Annotated in this window: 13 protein-coding genes; 9 read left to right on the forward strand and 4 right to left on the reverse strand. The window is 56.1% G+C overall.

The genetic code is table 11. From position 1 onward, the window contains the following. The 9 genes from glyS to HFD87_RS17210 all read left to right on the forward strand — a co-directional run bounded on the left by glyS (position 1) and on the right by HFD87_RS17210 (position 19,176). Complete coding sequence (glyS, locus tag HFD87_RS17165) at positions 1-2,070, forward strand: glycine--tRNA ligase subunit beta (protein WP_167423716.1); 2,070 nt, start codon at positions 1-3, stop codon at positions 2,068-2,070. Between the two features lie 378 nt (positions 2,071-2,448). Continuing rightward, positions 2,449-4,179, forward strand: coding sequence for a ShlB/FhaC/HecB family hemolysin secretion/activation protein (locus HFD87_RS17170; protein WP_061703514.1), 1,731 nt, complete (start codon positions 2,449-2,451; stop codon positions 4,177-4,179). 58 nt (positions 4,180-4,237) lie between these two features. Continuing rightward, the gene (locus HFD87_RS17175; protein WP_243207486.1) at positions 4,238-14,395 is read left to right on the forward strand and encodes a hemagglutinin repeat-containing protein; all 10,158 of its coding nucleotides are present in this window, start codon (positions 4,238-4,240) and stop codon (positions 14,393-14,395) included. A 5-nt stretch (positions 14,396-14,400) separates the two neighbouring features. After that, entirely contained in the window at positions 14,401-14,616 is a 216-nt protein-coding gene (locus tag HFD87_RS17185; RefSeq protein ID WP_050482658.1) for an Imm31 family immunity protein, read from the forward strand. A gap of 140 nt (positions 14,617-14,756) precedes the next feature. Next, complete coding sequence (locus HFD87_RS17190; protein WP_371742451.1) at positions 14,757-15,746, forward strand: VENN motif pre-toxin domain-containing protein; 990 nt, start codon at positions 14,757-14,759, stop codon at positions 15,744-15,746. A gap of 9 nt (positions 15,747-15,755) precedes the next feature. Next, positions 15,756-15,953 (forward strand): hypothetical protein, encoded by a 198-nt coding sequence (locus HFD87_RS17195; RefSeq protein WP_033759390.1) that lies wholly within the window; start codon positions 15,756-15,758, stop codon positions 15,951-15,953. 775 nt (positions 15,954-16,728) lie between these two features. Further along, on the forward strand, positions 16,729-17,991 hold the full coding sequence (locus HFD87_RS17200) for a glycosyltransferase family 9 protein (protein WP_158149693.1): 1,263 nt from the start codon (positions 16,729-16,731) through the stop codon (positions 17,989-17,991). A 592-nt stretch (positions 17,992-18,583) separates the two neighbouring features. Then, positions 18,584-18,862, forward strand: a complete 279-nt coding sequence (locus tag HFD87_RS17205) for a type II toxin-antitoxin system ParD family antitoxin (RefSeq protein WP_052270953.1) — start codon at positions 18,584-18,586, stop codon at positions 18,860-18,862. After that, positions 18,862-19,176, forward strand: a complete 315-nt coding sequence (locus HFD87_RS17210) for a type II toxin-antitoxin system RelE/ParE family toxin (protein ID WP_033773231.1) — start codon at positions 18,862-18,864, stop codon at positions 19,174-19,176. The genes HFD87_RS17205 and HFD87_RS17210 overlap by 1 nt, the downstream gene beginning before the upstream one ends. A gap of 102 nt (positions 19,177-19,278) precedes the next feature. On the opposite strand, the gene HFD87_RS17215 is transcribed toward HFD87_RS17210, so the two are convergent. Genes HFD87_RS17215 through fdxH form a run of 4 tightly spaced genes read right to left on the reverse strand, consistent with a single transcriptional unit; the run spans position 19,279 to position 22,375 of the window. Continuing rightward, positions 19,279-19,890 carry a glutathione S-transferase gene (locus HFD87_RS17215; RefSeq protein ID WP_033767621.1) on the reverse strand — a complete coding sequence of 204 codons (612 nt, stop codon included), beginning with the start codon at positions 19,888-19,890 and terminating at the stop codon, positions 19,279-19,281. 21 nt (positions 19,891-19,911) lie between these two features. Further along, positions 19,912-20,835 (reverse strand): formate dehydrogenase accessory protein FdhE, encoded by a 924-nt coding sequence (gene fdhE, locus HFD87_RS17220; protein ID WP_010257482.1) that lies wholly within the window; start codon positions 20,833-20,835, stop codon positions 19,912-19,914. Next, entirely contained in the window at positions 20,835-21,476 is a 642-nt protein-coding gene (fdoI, locus tag HFD87_RS17225; protein WP_010257478.1) for a formate dehydrogenase cytochrome b556 subunit, read from the reverse strand. The genes fdhE and fdoI overlap by 1 nt, the downstream gene beginning before the upstream one ends. Beyond that, positions 21,476-22,375, reverse strand: coding sequence for a formate dehydrogenase subunit beta (gene fdxH / locus HFD87_RS17230; protein ID WP_010257476.1), 900 nt, complete (start codon positions 22,373-22,375; stop codon positions 21,476-21,478). The genes fdoI and fdxH overlap by 1 nt, the downstream gene beginning before the upstream one ends. Positions 22,376-22,385: the final 10 nt, after the last annotated feature.

Below are 22,385 nucleotides of genomic sequence, written 5' to 3' on the forward strand. Positions count from 1 at the left end.
ATGACTGAACAAACCTTCCTGGTGGAGATCGGCACCGAAGAGCTGCCACCAAAAGCCCTGCGCAGCCTGGCAGAAGCCTTTGCCGCGCAGGTCACTGCTGAACTGGATGCCGCTAACCTGAGCCACGGCGAGGTCAGCTGGTTTGCTGCGCCGCGTCGTCTGGCGCTGAAAGTCGCAAACCTGAGCGCCTCACAACCCGATCGGGAAGTAGAGAAGCGCGGACCGGCGATCTCTGCTGCGTTTGACGCTGACGGCAACGCGACCAAAGCCGCTGAAGGCTGGGCGCGTGGCAACGGCATCACCGTCGATCAGGCTGAACGTCTCGCCACCGATAAAGGCGAATGGCTGGTTTATCGCGCCCAGGTTAAAGGCGAAGCGGCTCAGGCGCTGCTGCCCGCAATGATCGCTACCGCGCTCAGCAAGCTGCCGGTGCCAAAACTGATGCGCTGGGGCAACAGCGATGTGCAGTTCGTTCGTCCGGTTCACACCGTGACGATGCTGCTGGGCGATGAGCTGATCCCTGGCACCATTCTGGGCATCGCGTCAGACCGGATTATTCGTGGTCACCGCTTTATGGGTGAAAGCGAAATCACGCTCGACAACGCCGATCAGTACCCTGATGTGCTGGAAAAACGCGGCCAGGTCATTGCCGACTATCAGGTCCGCAAAGCGATGATTAAAGCCGATGCTGAAGCAGCAGCACGCCGTTTAGGCGGCAACGCTGATATCAGCGACAGCCTGCTGGAAGAGGTGACATCGCTGGTGGAGTGGCCGGTGGTCCTGACCGCGACCTTTGAAGAGAAATTCCTCAAGGTACCTGCGGAAGCGCTGGTCTACACCATGAAAGGCGATCAGAAGTATTTCCCGGTGTATGACAATGACGGCAACCTGATGCCGAACTTCATTTTCGTCACCAACATCGAATCCAGCGATCCGCGCCAGATTATCTCCGGCAACGAGAAGGTGGTACGTCCACGCCTGGCCGATGCGGAATTCTTCTTTAATACCGACCGCAAAAAGCGTCTGGAAGATCACCTGCCGCGTCTGGAGACGGTGCTGTTCCAGAAAGAGCTGGGCACGCTGCGTGATAAAACCGATCGCATTCAGGCCCTCGCGGGCTGGATTGCCGGTGAAATTGGCGCAGATGTGAATCACGCCACCCGCGCGGGCCTGCTGTCGAAGTGTGACCTGATGACCAACATGGTCTTCGAGTTCACCGACACCCAGGGCGTTATGGGCATGCACTACGCGCGTCACGACGGCGAAGCCGAAGATGTGGCGGTGGCGCTGAATGAGCAGTATCAGCCGCGCTTTGCCGGTGACGCTCTGCCGTCCAGCCCTGTCGCCTGTGCACTGGCGATTGCCGATAAAATGGATACGCTGGCCGGTATTTTCGGCATTGGTCAGCATCCAAAAGGCGACAAAGATCCGTTCGCACTGCGTCGTGCGGCGCTGGGCGTGCTGCGTATCATCGTTGAGAAGAACCTGCCGCTCGACCTGCAGACTCTGACCGAAGAAGCGGTGCGCCTGTATGGCAGCAAGCTGAGCAACGCCCGCGTGGTGGATGATGTGATCGACTTTATGCTGGGTCGCTTCCGCGCCTGGTATCAGGAAGAGGGTCACAGCATCGACACGCTGCAGGCGGTTCTGGCGCGTCGTCCGACCCGTCCGGCTGACTTTGATGCACGCATGAAAGCGGTGTCGCACTTCCGTACGCTGGAAGCAGCCGCAGCACTGGCGGCGGCGAACAAGCGCGTCTCTAACATTCTGGCAAAATCGACTGAAACGCTGAATGAGAGCGTGCAGGCGTCGCTGCTGAAAGAGAATGAAGAGATCCAGCTGGCGACCTTTGTCAATGCGCTGAGCAGCAAGCTGCAGCCTTACTTCGCTGAAGGCCGCTATCAGGATGCGCTGGTCGAACTGGCACAGCTGCGTACTGCAGTAGACAACTTCTTCGATAAAGTGATGGTTAACGCCGACGATCAGGCGGTGCGGGTTAATCGCCTGACGCTGCTGTCAAAACTGCGTGAGCTGTTCCTGCAGGTCGCGGATATCTCGCTGCTACAGTAATGCTATTTGTTGTGCGAAAAAGGGACGAGCAATCGTCCCTTTTTTTATGGGATTTTTTGGCCTGATGCCTTCAACTCATACCTGAGTGTGACCGCTATAGCGGCCATTTTTTAGGATGCAAATGAATACGCTAAAGTGCCTAAACTGCCATTGCCGGTCATCAGAAATCGGCTGTGGTGATGCGCTAGGCGATAAATATTGTGTCTATATATCAAAAGTTTAATTGTTAATTTTTCTCCTGTCATACTCTAAGGTTTTTCATCAATGCGGAGGTTAAGAAACCGCCCTAAAAATAGCCAGCCCTCTTGTTTTTCCCCTCTCCTGATGGATAATTCGCCAGAATTTACACCCGGTTACATTTAGTGAAATGGAATTTTCATGAAAAGGATTTGTTTATCGCTCTGTCATCCGCCAGTGCGTCTGCTCACCATGGTGGCAGGCGCGCTGCTCTGCTCTGCTTCCCCGCTGATGGCAGCCCCGCCAGCCGATAATCCCCGCGAAGAAGGCCAGGCGATTGATGCCCGCGAGCAACTGCGTCAGCAGATGCGCGAGCGCGTGCTGCAACAGCAGAATGCGCCGCAGGCGAATGAACATCTTCCCCGTCCTGATAGTCGTCTGCCCGGTTATCCTGCCGGTGAGCAACCCTGCTTTACCATCAATCAGATCGCCCTGACTGGCGACGAAGCCAGCGGTTTTCAGTGGGCGCTCGACGCCGCCGCGGACGCCACCGGCCGCTGCCTGGGCGGACAGGGCATCGTGCTGGTCATTAACAAAGTGCAGAATGCAATTCTCGCCAAAGGCTATGTCACCACCCGCGTCATGGCACAGGAGCAGGATCTGACCAAAGGCGTGTTAACGCTGACGTTACAGCCGGGCCGTATCAGCAGGATCCGTTTTGATGAACCGGTTTCCTGGCGTGGACGGCTGTGGAATGCGATTCCGGCGTCATCGGGCGAGATATTAAATCTGCGGGATATTGAGCAGGGGCTGGAAAACTTCAAGCGGGTGCCCAGTGCCAGTGCCGACATTAAAATCGTGCCGGGCGAGCAGGAAGCCACCAGCGATCTGCAGGTCAACTGGCGCGAAGGCAGACCGGTGCGGCTCAGTCTGGGACTGGATGACAGCGGCTCCAGAAGTACCGGGCGCTACCTCGGTTCCGCCACCCTCGCAGTGGATGCGCCCTTTGCGCAGAACGATCTGTTTTACGCCAATATTGGCAAAAATCTGTTTGAGCATGGGCCGTTCGGTAACCGCTCGCACACCCTGAATTACTTTTTCCCGATAGGCTACTGGGCCGTTTCCGCCAACTACAACGACTACACCTATCACCAGAACATCCCCAATGCCAATGAGGTGCTGCGCTACAGCGGCAAGAGCGATAATTTCCAGCTCACGGTCTCCCGGTTGCTCTACCGCGATCAGTCGAACAAAACCACGCTTAATCTGCGTGGCTACCGCAAACATTCCACCAACGCCGTCAACGATATCGACATTGTGCAGCAAAAGCGGCGCACCGCGGGCTGGGAACTGGGCCTGAATCAGCATAGCTATCTGGGCAGCAGCACGCTGGACGCCAGTATCGCCTGGCGGCGCGGTACCGGGGCGTTTAATGCGCTTCCTGCACCAGAAGAGTCGCGTCATCAGGGCAGCGCGCGTACCGGCATATTGCTGGGCGACCTCGGCATCAACCATCCTTTCGCCCTGGGCGAGCAGCCCTGGCGGGTCTACAGCAGTGTGCGGGGACAATGGAGTCCGAATGCCCTGACGCCACAGGAGCGAATGGCGATTGCCGGCCGTTATACGGTACGCGGCTTCGACGGTGAACAGATGTTGTCGGGGGAAAAAGGACTGCTATGGCGTAATGAAATCGGCTGGAATCTTTTCTCGTGCGGGCATGAGCTCTATCTGGCTGCCGATTATGGCCGGGTAAGCGGACCTGCGACTCGCGATCTTGTCGGGCATCAGCTGGCAGGCAGTGCAATAGGCGTACGCGGCGCGCTCTGGGGGCGCTTCAGCTACGACCTGTTTGCGGGCATTCCGCTCTATAAACCTGCGGGTTTTCATACCTCAGGCGCGACGGCGGGTTTCAGCGTTAACCTGGAAATCTGACCACCAAAGCGGGCGATCCCGCTATCTGAACAGAGTGACTTTCACATGGATGTGACCCATGAATAAACATTGCTATCGCATTATCTTCAGCCGCACCCATGGGGAACTCCGGGTGGTGTCAGAACTTGCCCGCAGTTGCAGCACGGAGCCCGGCCAGAGCCGTGGCAACGGCGCGCCGCGTCTCTGGGTCACTTTACGCCGCGCGGCGTGGCTGCTGGGAATGGCCCTGTTTGCCGGGCCTGCAATGGCGAACGGCATTGTGGCGGATAGCAATGCTACGCCAGAACAGCGGCCGGACGTCATCGCCACCCAGAACGGGCTGCCGCAGGTTAATATCACCGCCCCCAATCAGGCGGGTATCTCGCATAACCAGTATCAGCAATTCGACGTCGCGCAGAACGGCGCCATCCTGAATAACTCCGCAGTGATGACCTCAACACAACTGGCCGGAATGATTCAGGGCAACCCGAATCTCAACCCAAAGACCCCAGCGGCGCGGGTGATCATCAACGAAGTAAACAGCAATAATCCCAGCCAGCTGCGCGGTTATATGGAAGTGGCGGGCGGACGGGCGCAGGTGATCGTTGCCAACCCGGCCGGGATTGTCTGTAACGGATGCGGCACCATCAACGCCGGGCGCATGACGCTGACCACCGGCAAACCACAGCTCAACGCTGACGGCAGTCTGGCGGGTTATCAGGTCGAACGCGGCGTGGTGCGCATTGAAGGCGGCGGACTCAACGGCGATCCCCGTCATGATACTGAGTATGTTGACGTACTGGCCCGCGCGGTGGAGATCAATGCGGGCGTCTGGGCCAAAAAAGAGCTGGCGGTGGTGGCCGGTCGCAATCGCGTAAGCGCAGACGCACAGACGGTCACACCGCTGGCTGATGACGGCAGCGCCAGACCTGAACTGGCGATCGACATGGGGCAGATGGGCGGCATGTACAGCGGCCAGATCCGCATGATTGGCACCGAAGCGGGCGTCGGCGTGCGAAATCAGAACGCTCAGGTGCAGGCGGGCAAAACGCTGGTGGTGAGCAGCGAAGGTAAGCTTGTCTGGCAGTCGGCGGCGCAGGATGGCGTGACGCAGGCCGGAGGCGACATCAGTCTTGCGGCCAGAGAGGATATCGATTATCAGGGCAAGCTCCACAGTGGCGGTCAGCTGACGGTCCGGAGCCGCGAAGGCGGAATCACTCAGTCCGGCACCCTGGCGGCGGCAGGTGATGTGCGGCTGACGGCGGCCCGCAGCATCCAGAGCAGCGGACACCTGCTGGCAGGCAGCGATGCCAGCAGCCAGGTTGTGCAGGAAGCTAATCTGCAGCTGGAGAGCCAGGATACCATTCGCGCCAGTGGCAGCCTGCTGAGCAAAAAAGAGGTCAGCGCACGCGGACGCCGGGTCGATCTCAGTGGCGCTCAGGTCGCCGCCAGCCGCGCAACGCTGACGGCTCAGGAGGGTGGAGTTGCCGTGCGGCAGGCGGTGATCAATGGCACGGAGCTGGTGATTAACACGGCAGGTGATATCGAGGCGCAGCAGGCGCAGATTAGCGCCGGGCGCTGGCAGATTGATGGACGCAGCCTGTTCAGCCAGCAGGCCGGATGGTCGCAGACCGGAAGTGGCGAAAGCCGCTTCACGTTGAGTGGTGGGCTGGATAACAGCGACGGAGCGATTGAGAGCCGGCAACTCAGCTTCCGGGCCGCCTCGCTCAATAACCAGCGTGGACGCATGGTCGCACTCGACAACGCCGCCCAAAAATGGCGGATTGACGGTCTGCTCGACAATACCGCGGGTGAGCTGGGTAACAACGGCGATCTGACGCTTGAGACAGGCAGCCTGACTAACCAGGGTGGCACCGTCAAAACCCAGGCATTGCTGGCTATCAATGCCCGCACGGCTGTAAACAACAGTCAGGGTAAGCTGCTGGCCGGTGATGCGCTGACGCTCAGCGCGGGCGGTGATCTCGATAATCACGCTGGCACCCTGAACGGCGGTCAGCTGTCGCTGACCGCGCAGCATCTGAATAATGTGCAGGGCGAGATCGTCAGCCAGCGCGATCTCGATCTGACGACACTACAGGGCCTGGATAACAGCGATGGCTGGATCGAAGCGGGTCATCATCTCTCACTCAACAGCGGCGGACTCTGGCAGAACCGCGACGGAACGGCACAGGGCGGTGAGCGAGTCACGGCGACGACAGATCAGCTCAATAACGCCAGCGGCCGGTTGCAGTCTGGCGGTGATCTGGAGCTGACCAGCCGTGGCGATATCCTCAACCAGAGCGGCAAACTCACGGCGAAAAATGCCCTCGCGGTCCATGGCACCGCAGCGACGCTATTTGATAACGATGGCGGATCGCTGCAAAGCGGCGGCGATCTGCTGCTGCAGGGCGGCGCACTGAACAATCGCCAGTCAGGGCAGATTCTCAGCCAGCAGGCACTGACGCTGAACCTGGCGGGCGACTGGGACAATCAGGGTGGCACCCTGACCGGTAATGGCCGCACGCAGGCCAGCGCCGCAAATCTGTTGAATGCTCAGGGCGCGATCAATGCGCTGGATACGCTGGATATGCAGGTTGCTGGTCGTCTGGATAACAGCAATGGCCGCATCTTCAGCCGGTTAAGCCAGACGCTTCAGGCGCAGGAGATGAGCAATACGCAGGGCTGGATGGGCAGCCAGGGAAGCTGGACTGCCACGACTGCCGGTTTCGATAACACGGCGGGCAGCGTACAAAGTCAGCAGCAGGCTGAACTCTCGGCGAACTGGCTTAGTAACGCCAGCGGCGTGTTGCAATCGGCTGCTGGCATGGCGTTACGCATTGCGCAGGATATCAACAACCTGGCCGGTAAAGTCTCTGCTCAGCAGCAGCTTACCGTTCAGGGTCAGACCGAAGGCAGCCGCACCGGTAACATTAACAATGCGGATGGCCAGTGGCTGGCTGGTGAGGGGCTGACTATTACCGCTGCGCGACTCGATAACACCCAGGGCGGTCTGCTCTACAGTCAGCGGCAGTTGAAGCTGAATCTGGCCGGGGATGTGCATAACCAGGCCGGTAAGATCCAGAGCGGCGAAGCGTTCCAGCTGGATGCGCAGACGCTGAACAACACAGGCGGCAATATCGACAGCCAGCAACAGCTGACACTTCAGCTGTCAGGGCAGTTTGATAACAAGGGCGGCGCGGTACGCAGTAATGGCGGGCAGCAGATCAATGCCGCAGCGATCAACAACCGTCAGGGCGTGTTCAGCAGCCGTGAAGCGATTAATCTGACCACCGGGCAGCTGGAGAATGCCAGCGGCACACTGATCAGCCAGGGCGCGGGAAGTTATCACGTCGGCACGCTCAACAACCAGCAGGGCAAAGTCCACAGCGGCGCGGCGCTGGCCCTTGAAGCCGCACAACTGAACAATCAGGGCGGCCAGCTTGTGGCCACCCAGGATTTAGTGCTGAACGCCACGGCGATCGATAACAGTACCCAGGGTGTGATCAGCAGTCAGGCGGGGCTCTCACTGCAGGCCGATCGCCTTATCAACCGCGACGGCGGACTGTTACTCGGCACCACCTACACCGACATTACTGCACGTGATATCGATAATAGCGGCGGACGGCTGCAGAGCGCCGGAACGCTCAGGCTGCGCGGTGTTGCACAGCTGGACAACCGGCAGGGACGGGTGCTGGCGAATGGCGATCTCACCCTCAACGGTGATCTCTCACCGACTGATTCACCGCTGGTGCTGCTCAATCAGAGCGGACGGCTGGAGAGTGCTGGCGCATTAAACATCCATGCACACTCTTTCGATAATCAGGGCGGCACGCTGCTGGGCCTGCAAGCTCTGACGCTGACCGCGCAACAGGACTACACCCGCCAGGCGAGCGAAACCATCAGCAGTAACGGCACGGTGACTGTCTCTCTGAGCGGGGCGTTTACTAACCTGGTGGACTGGCTGCTGCCGGGTAATCTGGTGCTGAATGCGGCAGGCATAACCAACCCGGCGATGCTGGTGGGCAAAACAGTTCAGCTCACGACCGGTGCGCTGCTGAACAGCGGGCGTCTTGAAGCCGACGACCTGACGCTGAGTGTCGACTCGCTGGATAACCGTGCCACCGTGATAGGCGATGAGGTCACCGTGCGTGGCCGGGTGATCGACAACCACGGACAGCCTGCGGTCATTGCGGCAACTCAAAACCTGACCCTGCAGGCCCGCGAGCGGCTGAGCAACACAGATGGTGCGCTGCTCTATAGCGGCAATCGCCTGTCATTGCATAGCGATGACCTGATCGAGAACCGGGCGAGCTTTATTGAAGCGGACGGTGATATGACGCTGGAGGCGCGGCGGCTCAATAACCTGCGCGAAGGGCTGGTGATAGAGCGTGAGGCTGAGACCAGCGACTACAAGTGGCATCGTTATAACTACTACTGGCGCTCGTTTGGTACGACGATAATGCCCGATAAAAGCAGTATGGCACCGTCCACTCAGCAACTGACTTTCCAGGATGAGGCCGCGGCGCAGAGCAATCCTTACGGCACCCTTCTGGCGATTGACGCGGCGGGCAAACGCGCTCAGGTACGGGTCATGAACAATCAGGGCGTGCTGACCGATCTGTGGGTTAACTATCTGGCACTGAACCCCAGCGCCGATGGCACGTATGCCATGACGTTCTATGAAACGCGCGGATTTAAGCAGAAAAATGTGCCGACTCCTTACCAGAACACCGTATGGCGTGAACATGACCGTGGTCGTATCGAACAATGGGACCCTGAACAACATATCGATATCAATAACGCCCTCTTTATCAGCGACTACAGCGCCTTGCGTGAGCGTAGCGTAACCGGCACCCTGACGCGTGACAGACTGGTCAATGAAGGTATCGGTGCACGTATTCTGGCGGGTGGCGACATGCTCCTGCGCATCACCGGAGCGTTACTTAATGATGCCAGCGTGATCACGGCTAACGGCAATCTGACACTGGATGGCGGCGGAAGCATCGACAACCGGGGCTATTCGATCAATGAGCGGCGGCAGGAAGTTATTGTCGATCATTACGACAGAAGCACGCGCCACTGGTATCCGACCTTCAATTCCGATGAGACCACCGCCCTGGCAACCGTTGACGGCATCATTACCGGCAACGGCAACGTCAGCATTAACGGGGCCAGCATCAGCAATACCACCGTTAATCAGGCACAGATAAGCCAGCTTGAAGCGGCGCTGCAGGCAGTGGACGCTGAGCGCGCTGAGTATGAACGTAACCCACTGGCCTTTACCGTGGACGGGGTCGCCCGCCATGACGGCGACACAGAACTTACGACGGGTGATAACACATCGGGTCGCCCACTGTTACCGGCTGAGCTGGCTCTGACGTCGCTACAACAGCTGGAGAAGGTCGCCACAACCATCCCCAATAATGGTCTGTTCAGCCAGCATACCGCGGCGGGCAGCCCGTATCTGATCGTGACTGACGAGCGTTTTACCAGCAAGAGCAAATTTATCAGCAGCGACTATCTGCTTGAACGGGTGGGTTACGACCCGTCACAGGTGCATAAACGCCTGGGCGACGGTTTTTATGAGCAGCGTCTGGTTCGCGAGCAGGTCCTGAAACTGACCGGCAGGCCTTCCGTTAACGGCTGGGATGCGATGGCGCAGTATCAGGAGCTAATGAACAACGGCTCTAAAGTGGCGAAGGATTTCCATCTGGTGCCGGGCGTGGCGTTGACGCCGCAGCAGATTGCGGCGCTGCAACAGGATATCGTCTGGCTGGTCAGCGAAACGGTTGATACGGCAGACGGCCCTCAGACGGTGTGGGTGCCGAAAGTTTATCTGGCACAGACCACGCTGCGCCTGACTGGCGCGGGCGCGGTGATTGGCGGCGGTAACCTGCAGCTCTCAGCGGACAGCGTGACCAATGCCGGTAATCTGTTTGCAGACCAGGCGCTCTCTATAGACAGCGGGCAGTTTCAGCACCTGGGCGGCGATATTAAGGCGGGCAGCATCGACGTGCAGGCGGAAAGCCTCACGATCAGCACCGATCTGCAGAATGCCCTTCGTCAGGCAACGATGAGTGCTGACGATATCAGCCTCAGCGGGGCTGATATCCGGCTGCAGGGCGCGAAGCTGGATGCCACCGATAATCTCAGCCTGAGCGCACGCAATAACCTTGAGATCGGTACCGCAAAAAGCAGCCACAGCGGCAGCCTGGAGGTTATCTCCGGGGCAATGGGCAACCGCACCAGGGACGGCCTGGAAGAGGCGGGTAAGCGCATGGCGCAGGTCAGCGGTGAGTGGCAGCAGGCGCAGGGCAGCGAGCTTAACGCCGGTGGCAATCTTCTGCTCTCGGCCGGTCGTGAGCTGACGCTGACCGGTAGCCAGGCCAGCGCCTCCGGCTCTGCCCGGGTTCAGGCTGGCGGCGACATCCGCATCGGCGCTGAAACCACCACCAATACCACCCATCTTGAGGCCGACAGCCGGACCTCGTCGGTCAGCAATAGTCGCCAGGAAGATCGTCTGTTGCTCAGCACCCTGAGCGGCGCTCAGGGTGTGACGCTGGTGGCGGGTAATAACCTGCTGGCCGAAGGCGCGCAGGTTGACAGTACAGAGGGCCGCATTGGCGTCAGCGCGCAGAACGTTACCATTAAAGACGCACGCGCCAGCCTGGTAGCTCAGGACAGCGAAAACAAGCGCGAGGGTAATACCCGCACCCACCGTGAAGAGGAAACTGCACGTGAGAGCAGCACCGGCAGCACCTTCAGCGGGCAGCTGGGCGTGACGGTGATCGGGCGCGAGGGCGACGTCACCGTTACCGGCAGTACGCTGCACAGCGAACAGGGCGCGGTCGGGTTGCAGGCAAAACAGGACGTGGTACTGAACACCGCCACCGAACGTGAGTCGCTCTACAGTGAAGAACGCTCAGAGAATAAAGGTCTGCTGAACAAAAGCAGCGGTCACAGCGTGACGCGGGACGTCACCACGCGTGAGAACGCTAGCCTGCTGAGCGGCGAAAGCGTCACGGTCATCGCCGGACGCGACCTGACGGTGACCGGATCGGCGGTGGCTGCCGACCAGGACGTCAATCTGCGGGCCGGGCGCGACGTGGAGATCGGCGCGGCGACCGAGACCGACAGTCACTACCAGCTGCAGGAGAACAAAAAGAGCGGCCTGCTGGGCAGCGGCGGCATCGGCTTCACGGTCGGCAAGCAGTCGACCCGCCATGAAATCGATGAGAAGGGTACCACCCAGAGTCAGAGCGTCAGCACCGTCGGCAGCAGCCAGGGCAGCGTGAACGTCACGGCGGGCAACCGGCTGCACGTCGGCGGCGCAGACCTGGTGGCGGGTAAAGACATGAACCTGACGGGCGACAGCGTGAGCATCGATCCGGGTGTTGACCAGCGGACCCGCACCGAGAAGACCGAGTCGAAGCAGAGCGGACTGACGCTGGCGTTGTCGGGTGCGGCAGGAAGTGCGCTCAACACGGCGGTCAGCAGCGCGCAGCAGGCCAGGAAGTCGGGCGACGGGCGGGTCAGCGCGCTGCAGAACACCCAGGCGGCGCTGAACGGGGTGCAGGCGGCGCAGGCGGCTCAGATGGACGGGCTGAACACTGCCGCCGCGGACGCGCACAATGCCGCCGGCGACCTGAAGCCCGGGCAGGACGGCTATCAGGAGGGATCGACCAACACCATCGGCGTTAGCGCCTCGTACGGCAGCCAGTCGTCGAAAAGCGAAACGCGTACTGAAAGCAGTCAGTCGAAGGGCAGTACGCTGACGGCGGGCCGGAATCTGACCGTCACGGCAACCGGCAAAAACGGTACGGCGCAGAGCGGCGACATCAGCATCACCGGCAGCCAGCTGAAGGCGGGCGGCGACATGGGTCTGGATGCGTCACGGGACATTCTGTTGCAGTCGGCGCAGAACACGCAGAGCACTGAAAGCACCAGCAGCAGCAAGGGCGGCAGCGTCGGTATCGGCATCGGCGTGGGGTCGGGCGGGTACGGCATCACGGTATCGGCGAGCGTCAACGCGGCGAAGGGCAGCGAAAAAGGCAACGGGCTGACGCACGGCGAAACCACGCTGGACGCGGGCAACCGGCTCAGCCTGACCAGCGGGCGCGACATCACGCTCATGGGCGCGCAGGCCAGCGGTGAGAGCGTGAAGGTGGATGCGGGCCGCAACCTGACGCTGACCTCGGAGCAGGACAGCGACCGCTACGACAGTAAGCAGCAGAGCGCCAGCGCGGGCGGCAGCTTCACCTTCGGCTCAATGACCGGGTCGGCGAACGTGAACGTGAGCCGGGATAAGATGCACAGCAGCTGGCAGAGCGTGGCGGAGCAGACCGGGATTTTTGCCGGGAAGGGCGGCTTTGACGTCACGGTGGATGAGCACACGCAGCTGAACGGCGCGGTCATCAGCTCAACGGCCACCGCCGATAAGAACCGGCTCGACACCGGCACGCTGGGCTTCGGCAATATTGATAACCACGCGGAATATGAGGTGGAGCACCAGAGCGCCGGGATAAGCACGGGCGGCAGCGTGGGCGGTCAGTTCGCCGGGAACATGGCGAACGGCATGCTGGCGGGGCTGAACGACAGCGGCAGCGCGGACTCCACCACGAAGGCGGCGGTGAGCGAAGGCACGATAATCATCCGCGACCCGTCGAAGCAGAAGCAGGACGTGGCAGAGCTGAGTCGCGACGTGGCGAACGCGAACCCGGGGCTGGACGTCATCTTTGATAAGGAGAAGGAGCAGAACCGGCTGAAGGAGGCGCAGCTTATCGGGGAAATCGGGGCTCAGGCGGGGGATATCGCACGGACGCAGGGCCAGATAGCGGGCCTGAAGGCGCAGCAGGATCCGGCGGCTCTTCAGGCGGCGCGTGAGCAGCTGTCGGCAAGCGGTAAGCCTTATACGGAAGCCGATATATCGCAGCGGGCGTATGACAACGCGATGAAGCCGTTCGGCACGGGTTCGTCGCTGCAGCAGGGCATCAGCGCAGTGACGGCGGCAGTGCAGGGCCTGTCGGGCGGGAACGTGGCGCAGGCGATAAGCGGCGCGTCGGCACCGTACCTGGCGGAAAAGATACACGAGCTGACCACGGACGCGAACGGTAAGGTTAATGTCCAGGCGAACCTGATGGCGCACGCGGTGCTGGGTGCGGTAACCTCGTACGCGGCGGGCAATGCTGCGCTGGCCGGAGCCTCGGGCGCGATGATGGGCGAATACATCGCGCAGCAGCTGTATCCGGGGGTTAAGCGCAGTGACCTGTCTGAGGAGCAGCGGCAGACGATAAGCGCGCTGGGTACGCTGGCGGCGGGTCTTGCGGGCGGCGTTGTGGGTGACAGCACGGCGGATGTTGTTGCGGGGGCTCAGGCGGCTAAGAACGCGGTTGAGAATAATGCGCTGCACGCCGAAGGCGAGAAGCAGCGTCAGGATGCGAAGTGGTCGCTGCCGTATCTGGAAGCCGAAAAGAAACAGCAGGCTGAGAAGTTAATCAGTGACCTGAATGCGAAAGATAAGGCATTCGATGCAGCGTTAGACTCAGCCTGTAAAGGGCTTTCTTCAGCAGCCTGCCAGGGAATGCGGCAGGAACTGGCAGCGATGTCGAAGAGTTATGACCAGCAGCTCGACGGCCAGTATATCGGCACGATGGGCAGCGTTTATAAAGAAGGAAAAGGTCAGGTTGACGCGCTGATGTGGCAGTATGCCTCGGCGGATGCGAAAGCGGAGCGCGAAGCCAACGTTAACCGTATCGCTGAAAACTGGGGTGTGAGTAAGGAGACAGCAGACGGCCTCTATACCGCGATGGCTGGCGTTCATACCACAGCGGCGATTGGTGGCGCGGTTTATGGGATGAAGGGAAGTAGTTCGGCGCAGACAGGTAAGAATCCCGCTTATATAGAAGAGCCACCTTTCAATCCCTCAGGCACAGGCGGAGCTGCGCAACCGTGGTCGACTAAAGGTCGTATCAACTATGTTCAGCTACCGAATGAAGGTAAAATTCGTTATATACCGCCAGAGGGGTACTCTGCATCTCAACCTCTGCCAAGAGGCCCAAATAAAGGTTACATTGACAATTTTGGGAATGAATGGGTTAAAGGCCCATCTCGTACAGCGGGCCAGGCATTTGAGTGGGATGTCCAGTTATCACGAACAGGTAAAGCTCAGTTAGGTTGGGCAACGCGAGATGGCTCTCACCTTAATATCTCCCTTGATGGAAAAGTTACGCATAAGTGAAAACTATGAAAATAGATTTTTATCAAGAAGTAGAAATTAAAGCGGATGCTAAAAATAGTAAGTACGCAAAATGCAAGGGAGTCGTTCTTGGAATCAGCGAGGAGGAGAATACTGTCTTTGGTTACTCTGTAGTAATTCATGGGAAAGAAAACACAGTGTACTTCGATAAAGATGATGTTTCCCCCACTGGTATTACCTTCAGTCGAGAAGACTTTTATTGATAAAAAGCCCGGCTATAATGTGCTGACTCCATAAAGTTGGACATCCAACAAGTAGGGGTTCACTTCATTAATAGCCGGTTTGTTTTATCAGCCCCTACGCAAAATGCCCGTCATCACGCTTAAACTTCGGCGCGTCACTGGTGCTGTGCATCGCACCAGGAAACTCCGTCAGCCACTGCGCCACCTTCTTCCGGTTGATGGGCACCACGCTTAAGCCCTCGACGCAGCCCCACAAGACGATAAGTGCACTGGGGACGCTGGCGGCGGGTCTGGCGGGCGGCGTAGTGGGTGACAGTACGGCGGATGTTGTTGCGGGGGCTCAGGCGGGTAAGAACGCGGTTGAAAACAATAATCTTGCACTGGTTGCGCGTGGTTGTGCCGCACTTTCACCGTGCCGGAATAAGGTTGCAGAGCAGTTGCTGGAGATTGGTGCGAAAGCCGGAATCACAGGACTTGCCGGAGTGGCCATTAAAGATGTAGCTGATAAAATAACCTCCGACGAACTGGAGCATCTTGTTACCCTGCAAATGATGGGTAACGACGAGATCACAAGAAAGTATCTCAGTTCGCTTCATGATAAATACGCGCCTGTTCATACCGGTGGTGACCAGATAGCTGGGTCAGGTCCAGCCAACACAGGTGGAAATCAGCAGTTAGATCCAAATGATACGCCGACCAACACTGGTAATAATCAGGCTTCAGGACAGGGAGCTACTAATACCGGTAATACGGAAGGAAAACCTGATACTGTTGGGAATATCTTAGTCAATCCGGGAGCCGATCCTCTCACGAAGAAAGACATAGTTTATCTTTCAGAGAATTCAAACAGCAAGATAGATACTGTCATTAATGAGACCTTATCTGGTAAGAAAAACTTCACCAGCTCAACAACTTTGAGTTCAGATGAAGCGTTAGCTGCTGGTTTAAAATTCTTAGGAACGGGATATAAAGAGATTGGAAAACCAGGATCTGGTGTTTACCATAGTGCTGATGGGACAAAAGAATTTAGGATTGACTCAGGTTCAATTGGTGGTGCCCATGCGCCGGGAGTTCCACACGTACATTTTGGTGTAAAAAATCCTACAACAGGCAAGTATATTTCGAACAACCATGTTCCTTATAAAGACTAAGGAAGCAAAATGCTCTTAAAGAAAGGCATCGTTAATGATGGCGAATATGCTGGATGGGAAATCCAAATTGTCGATGATACAGAGGGTGAAACAGGAGGGTTCTACCTAATTTTAAGTAGCGGAGAGGCTGAGGTTTTTGATTATTGGTTTGAGAAAAGACAGTTCCTAGATAATCAGTTAGCTGATTTTAATGTGGAATGGAATTAGTACAAAAATCCCGGCCAGTTGGCCGGGATTTGTGCTATTACGCCCTAAAAACCCCATCCTCCCGCCGCCATAACCGACGTGCGCCGGGTGCAGCGGTGACCTCCTGTTGTTCAGCGTCGGTAATATCGGACTCGATGATCCAGTCGCCATCCATCATCTATTCACCATACCGATTTCGACCAACTGGTATCTTCAATCGTAGGTAAAGTGAGGGACAGGAAATGTTTTGTCATTACCGTCATTCCGTGGCGGTAATGACAAAATAACCTGGTCTGGGCTTCGCCCCGAGACCCCAAAGTGGATCAGGTTGAACGGCCCACATAAAAAACAGGCTTTCCCGTCAATAATCAACTCGCCATTATCCCTGAAAGCGTTTACCCTGGCGATATGTCCGTAATAAGTATTCGGGAAGTAATGTTAAAAATAGCTGATTCTATTCAATGATTTCCTGTGAGTAGATTATTTATCAGAACTCAATATTATTGACCTGTCAGTGAATAACTTATATTTGGCAACCTGAGTTGTCATATTACGGCGCATGATGCAGTAAGGTTAATGGGAACGGAAATGTCTGTGTGTTTTTAGCAAAAATCCAATCAGTGATGTTAATTGAATGATGATCCTGCAGGGCGATTAAATATTATTGTATAGCGTAAGCGTTTCAGGATGTTGTAGAATCACACGATTATTAAAAGGTTAATATAAATAAAATACGATTGATTCAAGTGATTTTTTTATCAAATGAATGATCTGCTCAGGAAGCAGGAAGGGCGAAATGAATAAGGATGTGAGGATCACCGTATCGAAGGGACCCTTCAAAAAAATACGCGAATGGAATCGAAGAAAAAACTACTATCTCAAAGAGGTGAAACTCGAGGCAAGAAAGTCTATTGCAAAGCTTCTGTGGGATAAACGGAAAAAAGTCTCCTTTGAACCTGAATCCGTGAAAACTATACTGCTTGTTCGCAATGAAGGTAAGCTGGGTGATATCATCGTTTCGATGCCACTCATCAGGTCGCTTCATCAGGATGGCTATGCAGTAGATTTGCTGGTAACTGAAGCCTGTTACGACGTAATAAAATACAGCCCTTTTATCAGGCATATTTATAAGTCAGGAAATTGCAGTTATAACCATTACCTGAAGTCTTTTTATCATACCGTTTCAAAAGCAACGATGAAGAAGCTAAATAGAAATAAGTATGATCTGATTATCGATCCTTGCTTATCCGAAACGCCGGTGCATCGGATGAAGTTATTTCGGGATATCAATGCCAGATTCGTTATTGGACTAAATAAGCAATCTGACATCAGCCATTACACAGTTTCGGTTCCCTATAAAAATGAAAAGCAGCATGTTACAGAGTTACTTTCTTTGATAAGTAAAAGCATTGGCGTTAAAGCGACAGGCAATTTCACTTACAGTCTTCATTTTCCTGATGTTGTGCTTGATGAGGTGAGGCACTTTCTTAGTCCCTGGGAAAGTAAGAAAAAAATTGTTATTAATGCTTTTGCTGGCACGCCGGAAAGGAACTTCTCACAACAGCAATTGTTGGAAATCATTAATATGATTACTAATAACAGCAGAGAGGTGAAAATCATCACTCTGGATCATCGTAATGAAATAGCGGTGCCGCTTCCTGAAAATGTTGTGAAAAATCCCTTTTATACTTTGCATCATGTGATGGCATTAATTAAAGAATCGGATATGGTGATAACGCCAGATACATCAATTGTACATATCTCTGCTGCGTGGAAAAAACCTCTTATTGCCGTTTACAAAAATACGCCTAATAATAATATGTGGGCGCCAGGCTATGAAAACGCAAGCCACATCATTGTTCATGATGATAAAACATCCGATGCTAAGAATATCCCTGAGCGTATTTTTAAAGAGGTAATCCGCAGGAATTTATTGGGCAAGCGTGAGGTGAAAATCCAGAAATCTGTATCGGTGATCGAGTTGAAAGAACCTGTTCGTACGCACGGTTATCATGCTCCCGACTGCTGTATCGCCTCCTCTGATCAGCTCTGCTGCTGACCAGCAGATAAAGCGTTCTGCCGTGCCAGACACCATTGTCCTTCTTAAGTCGGCTGGCTTAGAAAGCTCTCACGCCGCAACGGCACCATATCTTGCAGAGCAGATACATACGCCGACTATCACGAAAGGGGCTGACAGAAAAGATGTGGTGAAATACTGAAGCAAACCTGATTGTGCATGCGGTGGTGGGTATGCTCGTAGGTAAAAATTTGCCTGAAAACAATAACCTTTAATCCCAAAAAGCCAGGTAATAAACTGAGAGGCGCCTCTGAAAAACCCATTGTTTTTCCGGCAGATTTTGTGTGGTTTTCTATTCCTGAATCCCTCTTCAGCTCCTTTAAACAGCCAGCTATTCAATCTTTAAGTCCAGGTTATGCACATTATAATCTGTATGGTTTTTACCCTGTCCGATAATGACAGTGCCTGAACCGCTGATAAGATGTGCTATCGCGCTGTTGAAAACCGGATACCCTCGACGACATCTGTAAGTCCCCTATTCTCAGGAGAGAGCGACTCAACAGAGTGCGAAACTGACAGCTGCCAGAAAGGTGAGTATGATTAAATCCTATCAGGCAGAAGAAAGAGGTTACCCATGAGAACAACACAGCAGATGAGTATCACGCTGCCCAATGAAATGGCAGCACAGGTTAAGGCACGTGTTGCCAGCGGCGAATATGCATCGGAAAGCGAAGTGATCCGTGAAGGATTGCGTGCGCTGATGGCACGGGATCATGCCGTGGAACAATGGCTGCATGAAAAGGTAGTGCCCGCCTGGGAAGCGCTTCAAAGTGGCGAAACACAAAGCCTGAGCGCTAACGACCTCAGGAACAGACTAAAATCGGAACACAGGAAGGCAACCGGGGAGGAGTAATGGTTTACAGGGTGGTGTTCGCACCAGAGGCGCAGGAACAACTGGCAGAACTTTACCGTTATATCGCGCAAGCAGCGACACCCTATACCGCTTTAAACTTTACGGAAAACGTCATCGATTATTGTGAGTCTCTTGCACAGTTCCCACATAGAGGGAACTGTCGTGATGATCTTCTGCCAGGACTGAGAATCACCAATTACCGCAGACGGACAATAATTGCTTTCATGCTGTCTGAGAAAACAGTGAGTGTTTTAGGCATATGGCATGGCGGGCAGGATTATGAAAATGACCTGTCTGGAGACGAAATTGACTGAGTTGTCAGACCAGCAGGCCGATTATATTTTTCCTGTGCAGCGTAACAAAATGTCGCTTCCATGCCTGCCCGGGGCGCTTTGATAGTTATTTCGCCTGACCCATCACGCCGCAGGCGGCGTCGTCCTTGCAAAGCTCTCGCGCTGAAACAGCGTTTCCGCCAGCTTCACCAGCGCAGGTCGTTCAACACACCAGTTCGGCACTACGCGGCGGAAATTGAGGTAGCCGATCATGCAACCGGTGGCGATATCCGCCAGATTGAGCTGGCCGTTGTTAAGCCATTTGCCCTCTGCCGCCTTCGCTTCCAGCATGTCGAGGCTGCGCTGAATCTTTTCACGATTGCGCAGCAGCACCTCTTCTGACTGTTGATCACCCGGACGCATCTGCTCGCGCACGATCACCAGCGCGGCATCGCTGACGCCATCCGCCAGCTTCTCCAGCTGACGGATGTTAAGCGATTCAAGCGGATCGGCAGGCAGCAGAGCAGGCTCCACGCCACGCAGTTCCAGAAACTCTGCAATGATGCTGGAATCGAACCAGATTTGCTTATCGTCAGCGACCAGCGCCGGAACTTTGCCCAGCGGATTGTAGTGCGGCACGTGGCTGTCATCGCTGTAAGGCGATGCGTTAACGAATTCAAAAGTAATGCCTTTTTCCAGCATGATAATCGAAATCTTACGCACAAACGGGCTGGTATAGCTGCCAATCAGTTTCATCGGGTTCTCCAGAGTCAGTGACTATTCGCCAGGAAACATAAAGGGATTGAGACTGCTGCGTGCGAAGCCTTCCTGCTCCATTCTGGCATCCAGTATCAGCGATGCCAGGTCATCTGCCACCGGTTCAATGGCCGGATCTTTCTCCTGATAGAGCATCTTCAGGTAAGTGCCGCAGTCGCCACAGCTCTCTGCTTTCACCGCCGCCCGTTCGCTGTCGATCGACCAGTAGTGCAGATCACGGGACTGTTCGCACTGGGTACATTTGCTGCGCACCACATGCCATTCACTTTCGCATAGATTACAGTGCAGATAGCGCGCGCCTTCATGACTGCCCATATGCACCACGCTGGCGACCGGCATACTGGCGCAGACCGGACAAAACTGACGCTGATCGCCCATCTCAGCGCGTGCTTTGCCTGGGATCAGGGCCGCCATCTGCGCCCAGTAGAGCGAAAGCGCCGCCCAGATAAAGGGCGCTTTGTCGCTGCTGACCAGCGCATACTCACCGGTAAACAGCGCGCTGGCCAGCGTTTCCAGCTCGGTGGCGGACGCCTTCTCCAGATTCTCCAGCACCGCCAGTGCCTGACCGCTCATCTCTGGCTTCAGCTCGGCAATCAGTGAATGCAGCAGTCGCTGCCAGTGGGGATCGCGCGGCAGGGTATGAATATTCAGCGGCGGCTTGCCCTCGCTGGCGCTCTGCGTCAGGCGGGCATGCAGGTCGATGTGCAGCGGATGGTCATACAGCACAATCTCCTGCGCTTCAGCGATCACCGCCGCAAAGCGCAGGTAGTCGCCGAGTGGGTTTTTCGCCGCCAGGTCACGCAGTCGCGCAGCACGACGGCTGTATAAATTTTTCAGCCGTGGAAAAAGTAACGGCGGAATCATCTCCGCCGTTGTCTTTTCGCCTTTCTCCAGCTGATCTTGCGGGATTATGCGAATACTCATCAGGGGCGTTTTTCCTGTTTTATTGGCGGATTACGCTGCTCGCGATACCAGCGAGGATGGTGCTGCCTGGCCCATTCGGCGCTGACCCAGCCTTCCACCATCGCGGTCAGTGTGCCTTTGACCCACAACGCAGCATAAATGTGCACCATAATGACGATGATTAGCGCCACCGCTGACACCGAATGTACCACCAACGCCAGACGAATCAGCGGAATGGCGAAGGCATCGGCAAAGTAAGGTCGCCAGATCACGATGCCACTGGCAAGCAGCAACACTAAGCTGATAATAGCAGCCCAGAACACACACTTCTGACCAAAGTTATATTTACCGGTATCACCCACCTCTTCATTCAGCGCAATCCGGTGAATGTTTCTGGCCCAGTAAAGGTCATCGCGATTAATCAGGTTGTGTTTCCAGTAACGCAAAAACATCAGCATAAAAGCAACGAACATCACCACGCCGACAAAAGGATGCAGAATACGCGCCAGCTGTGGTGTGCCAAATATCTGCATCAGCCAGTTGAACGACGGAAAGAAAAACCCTAATCCGCTTAACGCGGCCATGACAAAGCAAATCGCGACAATCCAGTGATTGATGCGTTCGGGTGCGCGGTAACGCACCAGATGATCGGGCTTTTTCATTATTTGCGCTCCTCAGGGTGATCGTCGTTGTCGTCGTGCTCTTCAGTGACGCGATTCGGGCCAACGCCAACATAGTGAAAAATAGAGGCGGCGAACGTAGCGGCAAAACCCACCGCCGCCAGCGGTTTCCAGATCCCCTTCCAGAAGGTCACCGTCGGGCTGATGCCCGGGTTAGCAGGCAGCCCGTGATAGAGCTGAGGCTTATCGGCATGATGCAGCACATACATCACGTGGGTGCCGCCCACGCCTTCCGGGTTGTAGAGGCCAGCCTGCGCAAACCCGCGCGACTTCAGCTCCGCCACGCGTTCCTCCGCCAGCGTCAGCATGTCGCTTTTGCTGCCGAAATGAATGGCGCCGGTCGGACAGGTCTTCACACAGGCAGGCTCCTGGCCGACGCTGACGCGATCCACGCACAGGGTGCATTTGTAGGCGCGGTTATCCTCTTTGTTGAGCCGCGGCACGTTGAACGGGCAACCCGCAATGCAGTAGCCGCAGCCGATACACTGCTCAGACTGGAAATCGACGATGCCGTTGGCGTACTGAATAATGGCACCTGCCGACGGACAGGCTTTCAGGCAGCCGGGATCGGCGCAGTGCATGCAGCCATCTTTGCGAATCAGCCAGGCCAGCTTGCCATTCTCTTCAACTTCCGAGAAGCGCATCACCGTCCAGGATTTGGCGGTCAAATCGGTAGGGTTGTCATAGACCCCGATGTTATGACCGACTTCATCGCGGATGTCGTTCCATTCGGAGCAGGCGACCTGACAGCCTTTGCAGCCAATACAGGTGGTGACGTCAATGAGCTTCGCAACTTCACGCTGGTGATCGCGCGCCTGTGGCGGTGGGGTAAAGCCGTTGGTCGCTGAGCGACGGATAATATCTTGTGATTGATAAGCCATTGTCATCTAC

Origin of the sequence: Pantoea sp. EKM21T, from assembly GCF_011800405.1 — a bacterium.
GTDB lineage: Bacteria > Pseudomonadota > Gammaproteobacteria > Enterobacterales > Enterobacteriaceae > Pantoea > Pantoea agglomerans.

Excerpts from the sequence above, each read along its gene's own strand:
- glyS (WP_167423716.1), top strand. The coding sequence starts at position 1 with ATGACTGAACAAACCTTCCTGGTGGAGATCGGCACCGAAGAGCTGCCA.
- HFD87_RS17170 (WP_061703514.1), top strand. The coding sequence starts at position 2,449 with ATGAAAAGGATTTGTTTATCGCTCTGTCATCCGCCAGTGCGTCTGCTC.
- HFD87_RS17175 (WP_243207486.1), top strand. The coding sequence starts at position 4,238 with ATGAATAAACATTGCTATCGCATTATCTTCAGCCGCACCCATGGGGAA.
- HFD87_RS17185 (WP_050482658.1), top strand. The coding sequence starts at position 14,401 with ATGAAAATAGATTTTTATCAAGAAGTAGAAATTAAAGCGGATGCTAAA.
- HFD87_RS17195 (WP_033759390.1), top strand. The coding sequence starts at position 15,756 with ATGCTCTTAAAGAAAGGCATCGTTAATGATGGCGAATATGCTGGATGG.
- HFD87_RS17200 (WP_158149693.1), top strand. The coding sequence starts at position 16,729 with ATGAATAAGGATGTGAGGATCACCGTATCGAAGGGACCCTTCAAAAAA.
- HFD87_RS17205 (WP_052270953.1), top strand. The coding sequence starts at position 18,584 with ATGAGAACAACACAGCAGATGAGTATCACGCTGCCCAATGAAATGGCA.
- HFD87_RS17210 (WP_033773231.1), top strand. The coding sequence starts at position 18,862 with ATGGTTTACAGGGTGGTGTTCGCACCAGAGGCGCAGGAACAACTGGCA.
- HFD87_RS17215 (WP_033767621.1), bottom strand. The coding sequence starts at position 19,890 with ATGAAACTGATTGGCAGCTATACCAGCCCGTTTGTGCGTAAGATTTCG.
- fdhE (WP_010257482.1), bottom strand. The coding sequence starts at position 20,835 with ATGAGTATTCGCATAATCCCGCAAGATCAGCTGGAGAAAGGCGAAAAG.
- fdoI (WP_010257478.1), bottom strand. The coding sequence starts at position 21,476 with ATGAAAAAGCCCGATCATCTGGTGCGTTACCGCGCACCCGAACGCATC.
- fdxH (WP_010257476.1), bottom strand. The coding sequence starts at position 22,375 with ATGGCTTATCAATCACAAGATATTATCCGTCGCTCAGCGACCAACGGC.